The organism is Pseudarthrobacter sp. B4EP4b (assembly GCF_006680095.1).
Lineage (GTDB): Bacteria > Actinomycetota > Actinomycetes > Actinomycetales > Micrococcaceae > Arthrobacter.
This window is the reverse complement of the sequence record NZ_VHIJ01000037.1, coordinates 34,670-40,669: the sequence shown is the minus strand read 5'-3', so window position 1 is coordinate 40,669 and position 6,000 is coordinate 34,670. Positions and strand designations below refer to the sequence as shown.

General features: G+C 65.4%; 6 protein-coding genes and 1 pseudogene. 3 read left to right on the top strand and 4 right to left on the bottom strand.

Translation table 11 applies throughout. The annotated features are described in order from the left end of the window. Together FNL14_RS23640 and FNL14_RS13330 are read right to left on the bottom strand one after the other, a co-directional pair. A pseudogene (locus FNL14_RS23640) lies at positions 1-109 on the bottom strand (co-chaperone YbbN); the annotation flags it as partial. Positions 110-161: 52 nt separating this feature from the next. Beyond that, positions 162-1,865 (bottom strand): hypothetical protein, encoded by a 1,704-nt coding sequence (locus FNL14_RS13330; protein ID WP_181762627.1) that lies wholly within the window; start codon positions 1,863-1,865, stop codon positions 162-164. A gap of 191 nt (positions 1,866-2,056) precedes the next feature. Between FNL14_RS13330 and FNL14_RS13325 the strand changes: the two genes are divergently transcribed. Beyond that, the gene (locus FNL14_RS13325) at positions 2,057-3,364 is read left to right on the top strand and encodes an AI-2E family transporter (RefSeq protein WP_142060753.1); all 1,308 of its coding nucleotides are present in this window, start codon (positions 2,057-2,059) and stop codon (positions 3,362-3,364) included. 53 nt (positions 3,365-3,417) lie between these two features. Here the strand turns inward: FNL14_RS13325 and FNL14_RS13320 are convergent, their stop codons facing one another. Together FNL14_RS13320 and FNL14_RS13315 are read right to left on the bottom strand one after the other, a co-directional pair. Beyond that, positions 3,418-4,218: an alpha/beta hydrolase gene (locus FNL14_RS13320; RefSeq protein ID WP_142060751.1), complete on the bottom strand. Its 801-nt coding sequence runs from the start codon at positions 4,216-4,218 to the stop codon at positions 3,418-3,420. 35 nt (positions 4,219-4,253) lie between these two features. Further along, complete coding sequence (locus tag FNL14_RS13315) at positions 4,254-4,610, bottom strand: ATP/GTP-binding protein (RefSeq protein ID WP_142060749.1); 357 nt, start codon at positions 4,608-4,610, stop codon at positions 4,254-4,256. 138 nt (positions 4,611-4,748) lie between these two features. On the opposite strand from FNL14_RS13315, the gene nucS reads away from it, so the two are divergent. Continuing rightward, positions 4,749-5,444, top strand: a complete 696-nt coding sequence (gene nucS, locus FNL14_RS13310; protein ID WP_142060747.1) for an endonuclease NucS — start codon at positions 4,749-4,751, stop codon at positions 5,442-5,444. Positions 5,445-5,768: 324 nt separating this feature from the next. Next, positions 5,769-5,972, top strand: a complete 204-nt coding sequence (locus FNL14_RS13305) for a cold-shock protein (RefSeq protein ID WP_011692441.1) — start codon at positions 5,769-5,771, stop codon at positions 5,970-5,972. Positions 5,973-6,000 lie beyond the last annotated feature (28 nt).

The window sequence follows — 6,000 nt, the reverse complement described above, 5'->3', positions numbered from 1 at the left end:
GGGCGGACGGGGCCGGGCGCTGCTTCAGGGAGGAAAGATCGACGGCGCCGCGCAGGTTAAGCAGGTTGGCAGCGGCAGGAGGGACTGGGCGGGAAGCTGGCGAACTCATGCTTTCCACTCTAGCCACTCCGGCCGCTGCCGGGGGTACAGCACAATCGGGACTACTTGAAGCTGGCCCCTACGAGCCCGCGGGTTGCCGCCACAAGCTTCATGGGGTCGCTGGAGCCTGCGGGCGGAACGTAAACGGCCATTGATTCGGCAAAGCTGAGGACCATCCCGGTGGTGGTTTCCTTGCCGCCGGCCAGGGCGGCGGCGTCGTCGCCGATGGTCAGCTTGTCGCCGGCAGCCTTGGGGGTTCCCTCGAAGCCGAAGTTGATCCGGCCCAGGACCAGCGCGCCGCCGTCTGCGGTGCGGAACACAACGGTGCTTTCCGGAACCACCTTGTGCGTGAACGAGAAGTTTCCGTTCTCGCCGGCCTTGACCACCTCGGACTGGTAGGACAGGGTGTCGGCGATGTACGGCGAGGACTCGCCTTCCACCAGTTTGTCCTTGAAGGCGGAATCGGCGCTGGTCAGACGGTCGGCCAGGCCGGACATGGCTTCTTCACCGCTGTAGAGCAGCCCTGTCTTGTCCGCCGCGGCCAGGGTTTCGGTCCCGCGGTTGATGCTGGGGAAGGTAGTGCCGGGCTGCAGCGGATTGGTTTCCACCAGCTTGTAGTTTTCGCGCGGTGACGCCTGGACGAGGGTCAGCAGCTGCGGCACCACGTTTCCATCACCCTGGGTCACGGCAAGCACGGACCGGGGCCACTCGCGGTCTTTGGTGACCACCGTGGTGAGGAGCTTGGTGGAGCGGACGGGCATGCGTGGCTCGTACGATCCCACCTGGGAGCGGATCTTGTAGTTCTGCGTCCGGACCTCAAGTTCGGTTCCGCCGACGCGCTCTGCCAGCTTCGCTGCGTCCTTGGCTGCGTCACCGGTGTCCGCTGCACTGGAGACCTGCTCCAGGATGCGGCGGAACTGCGCATCCAGCAGCACCGGGGAGCCGGCCTGCTCCTGCCCGGCGGCCGGTGCTGTTGATGCCGGATCCGATGAGGGTGCGGGCGACGCCGCCTGCGCGGCGGTGCCGGCTCCGGCAACCACAGCCACCGAGACCACTCCGGCGGCCACCATACCCAGTCGGCTGGACGTGCGGGCTTCGGACCGGGCACGGGCACGCTGGGCAAACCCGCTGCCCTTGCCGCTGCCTTCACCGTCGCGCTTGCGGGCCGAGAGCAGGGCCAGGACGATGCCGGCCAGGATCAGGAGCGAGCCCAAGACCATCAGCGGGATGGCCCAGGGGGTGGAGGTATCGTTCGGGAACGTCATGGAGATGGAGGCCGGCGCGGGCCGGGTTCCGTCCGAGGCCAGCAGGAGCGTCCAGTCACCGTCGGCAGGCGGTGTCCAGGAGTATTCCAGCTCACCACTTGCGTTCTCGGTGGAGACCCACAGATCGGAGCCGGCCGGGCTGGGAGCCGTGGCTTCGCCGTCGGCGTGATCAACCTGGAGGGACTTTCCGTCCTCCGAAACCCCCGTGATGGTGTTGTGCGCGGCTTGACCCACCCAGGCGTCAACGTCGTCGGGGCGGCCGGCTGTGAGCAGGAAGTTGCCGTCACCCTCGACGTTGATCTTGACGGTGCCGCCGTGCAGCGTGCGCAGCTTCTGGTCAATGACGGTCAGCGGCGCCGCCTGCCCGTCTGCAGGCGCAGAGGCCGTGAACGTTTCGGAAGGGGCCCAGATGGTTCTCTGGCCGATGCCGGCCAGCAGTGTCAGGAGGCCGAGCAGCACGAGTGCGACTGCAGTCTTTAAACGCAAGGGAACACCTATCATCAGCGGGGGTTTAGCTTCAATAGTAACGGTTTTGTTACCACGGCCCCGGACCGGCAGGGGTAACCGCGTCCGGCGGGGCCCACGGAGAACGCCCTTCCGCGGGTGTTGACAAGGCTGCTGATAGTGTTTGCGATGATCATCACACCGGCCCGCAGCAGCGGCGCCACGCACCGAACAGGCCCCACATCCCAGTGACTGACAAGACGGACGAGTCCTCCGCGGCATACGAGAATCCGGAGGGTGCAGAGCCTTCGGCGAAGGCGCCCCAGGACCCTGCCCCGACGCACCGGAGGGGGGCGGCCGCAGCCCTCGGACTGGTGGTCCGCCGCCTTCGCCAGCCGCTGCCAGGAGCCCAGCCGAGGCTCCGGTTCGAGATGCCGCCGGAGTATTCACAGCACGAGGAGCCCAGCGCGGATCCCGACGGCGTGAGCCGGCCGCAGTTCGGTGACCCCGGGCCCCGCATGTCCCCCCAGCACCCGCTGTATATGGGCTTTATGGGCACCGTGGGCGTGGGGGTGGCGCTGCTGGTCTACTGGATCGGGTCCCACACCACCCAGCTGCTGCTGTGGATCGTCGCCGCCCTCTTCATCGCCCTGGGCCTTGAACCGGTGGTCGGGTGGCTGGAACGCCGCAGGATTCCCCGCCCGGCCGGCATCCTGGTGTCCGTCAGCGTGCTAGTGGCGGCCGTCGTCGGCTTTTTCGCCACCCTCATCCCCACCATCGTGGACCAGGTCACCGAGATTGTGGAGCAGGCACCGGTATGGGTCAGGGACTTTATGAACTCGGACCTGTTCCGTACCCTCGATGACCAGTTCGGCGTCCGGGACCGGATCGCCGAGGAAGTCAACAAGTTCGTCAACGACCCCGAAGCCGTGGGCGGCATCGCGGGCGGAGTGGTGGGATTCGGCTCCACGGTGGCCAACGGACTGTTCGGTGCCCTGATCGTCCTGGTGCTGAGCCTGTACTTCCTGGCGGCGCTGCCGGCCATGAAGAGGTGGGGCTACCGGCTTGCGCCACGTTCGCGCCGCCACCGGGTGGAGGCCTTGTCCGAGGAGATCACCAAGTCGGTGGGCAACTACGTCATCGGCCAGGCCTGCGTGGCACTGCTGAATGCCACGTTCGCCTTTATCGTGATGACGATTGTGGGGGTTCCCTTCGCCCTGCTGCTTGCCTTTGTGGTGGCACTGCTCGCCTTCATCCCCCTGGTCGGGGCCATGATCGCCGGCGTGGTGGTGGTCCTCATCGCCCTCACCGTGGGCTGGCAGACCGCCGTCGTCTACGGCATCTGCTACTTTGCCTACCTGCAGTTCGAGGCGTACTTCATCTCGCCGCGCATCATGCAGAAGGCCGTGGCCGTCCCCGGCGCGGTGGCCGTCATCTCGGTCATCGCAGGCGGCAGCCTACTGGGTGTCCTGGGCGCCCTGATCGCCATTCCCACCGCGGCGGCCATCCTGCTGCTGATCAAGGAAATCTATATCGTACGGCAGGACAAGCACTAGGAACCGGAGCTCCGGGGCACCGGAGTTCCCAAGGCACCGGAGCGGCCAATCCGCTAGGCCGGCGCGTTGGCCACCGGCCCGTCCCATTCCTGCGGAAGGCTGGTTCCCGCTGATCCTGCGCCGGTCACTTCATGCACTATCTCGTTCAGGACCCGCGCGGCGTACTTCTCCCCCACCCACAGGTGTTTGGCACCCTTGACGCCCACCAGGCGGGCCTGCGGCACCAGGCTGAAGCGCTCCTTCGCGGCCTCCGGCTGCAGGTAGTCGTCATGCTCGGGCACCAGCACCGTGAGCGGCTTCCCGGACTGTGCCCACTGCTTAAGGTGGGAATCCTTGGCCCGGTGCAACGGGGGCGAGAGCAGGATGGCACCCTCGATCTGCGCCGCCACCGGTTCAACCGCCCCGTACATCAGGGCAAGCTCGGTGCCAAAGGACCAGCCCACCAGCCACCGGTTGGGCAGGCCGCGTTCCACGGCGAAGCGGACGGCCGCGTCCACATCGTGCTGCTCCCCGATGCCTTCTTCAAAGGCTCCCGTGCTGGTGCCACGGGGGGACTCCGTGCCGCGGGTGTTGAACCGGAGCACCGCGATACCGGCCAGGGCCGGCAGCCGGTAGGAGGCCTTGCGGTACACATGCGAATCCATAAAACCGCCGTGGGTGGGCAGCGGATGCAGGGTAATAAGGGTGGCGTTGACCGGTCCGGATTCCGGAAGCGCCAGTTCTCCCACCAGGGTATGCCCGTCCTGCGTCTTCAGCTCCACGTTTTCACGCCTGGCCGGCAGGACAGTGGAAGCACGGATGGGCGTGGGGCCCGTGGACTGGCTGAATTCGTACGACGACGGATCAAAAGTCATGCCTGCCAGCTTAGCGACAGCCGCGCCGCGTGCCGTTACCGGTACCGGTAGCTGCGGGTCTGCCAGCAGTTGGTGTGCCAGTGCCGCCGTTCCGCCAGGCCGGCTGCCGCGCCGAAAAGATGGTCATCCTTCCACACCACCAGGTGGGCAACTCCGGGCAGCACGGCGGTGGAGCACTCAGGGCAGATGTAGGTCTTTTCCGCGTTTTTGGCGGTCATGGTGCGGACCATCCACTCACCGTCGGGAGCACTCTCCCGGCGGGCAATGCCTGCACGCGCGCGTTCCAGGTCCAGCTCGGGAACGTCAGCGCTTCCTTTCTTTCCCCCCGCCGGGCCGGACCCGGCTCCGGCTTTTCCGGACACTGGACGGCGGGGTCGGTTGGAACGCGGCATGCCTCCATTCTGCCCCAGCCCGGCCCGTGCCAGCTCCCGCCTGTCTTCTCCCGGACGGCTGGTGCCGCCGTGGCAAAATCCCGTCCGCAGACCCGTCCCGGGCGGGCACTTGCCGCGCCAGACGGTAGTCTGTACGGCGTGCGACTTGTCATAGCCCGATGCTCTGTTGATTACGTTGGCCGGCTTAAAGCCCATCTTCCCCTTGCCACCAGGCTCCTGCTGGTCAAGGCCGACGGCTCGGTCCTGGTCCATTCGGATGGCGGCTCCTACAAGCCGCTGAACTGGATGAGCCCGCCGGCCACCCTACGGGTTTCGTCCCCGGAAGACGTGGACCTGGAACTGGGCGTTGTTGAGCAGTGGACCGTGCAGTCTGCCAAGACCGATGACCGCCTCATCATCAACATCCACGAAAAGCTGAACGACTCCTCCCACGACCTGGGCGTGGACCCTGGCCTCATCAAGGACGGCGTGGAGGCGGACCTGCAGCGGCTTCTGGCCGAGCAGATTGAAACGCTGGGCGAAGGGTATTCGCTGATCCGCCGGGAATACTTCACGGCAATTGGGCCTGTGGACATCCTGGCCAGGGACGCGGACGGTGCAACGGTGGCCGTGGAACTCAAGCGGCGCGGCGATATCGACGGCGTTGAGCAGCTCACCCGGTACCTTGAACTGCTGAACCGGGATCCGCTGCTGGCGCCGGTCCGCGGAATCTTCGCGGCCCAGCAGATCAAGCCCCAGGCCAAGGTCCTGGCAAACGACCGCGGCATCGACTGCGTAACCCTCGACTACGATGCAATGCGCGGCGTGGACGACGTTGAGTCCCGGCTTTTCTGACGCTGCTTTTAATCAGGACTCAGATAATCAGCAGACTGCCCTTCCCGGGGCGTTGAATTCGTTCCAACAAGGACATTTAACCGGCCTTTTACCTAAAATTTATGCGTTTGACCGCCCAAACCGTTGACCTCCGCCTACTGGCATGAAATTCTTATCTCAGTCTTTGTGTAGGTGTTTTTCATGCTCGCAAGACATGTTGCGAGCGCGAAGCTCCTGCAGCGCCAGTCCCTTTCCGGACAGGCAATCCAGGATTCTTCTCGCGGAGTGACCAAGGCCGGCACGAGGTGTGCCGATCTTAAAAAGTTCCACAATGAGGAGAAATAAATGGCACAGGGAACCGTCAAGTGGTTCAACGCTGAAAAGGGCTTCGGCTTCATTACCCCGGATGACTCCGATGGTGATGTCTTCGTTCACTACTCCGAGATCCAGACCGGCGGCTTCAAGACCCTCGACGAGAACCAGCGCGTTCAGTTCGAGATCGGCCAGGGCGCCAAGGGTCCCCAGGCTACCGGCGTCACGCTGGTTTAGTCCCCGCCTGCCGCCCGCTTAATGCGGC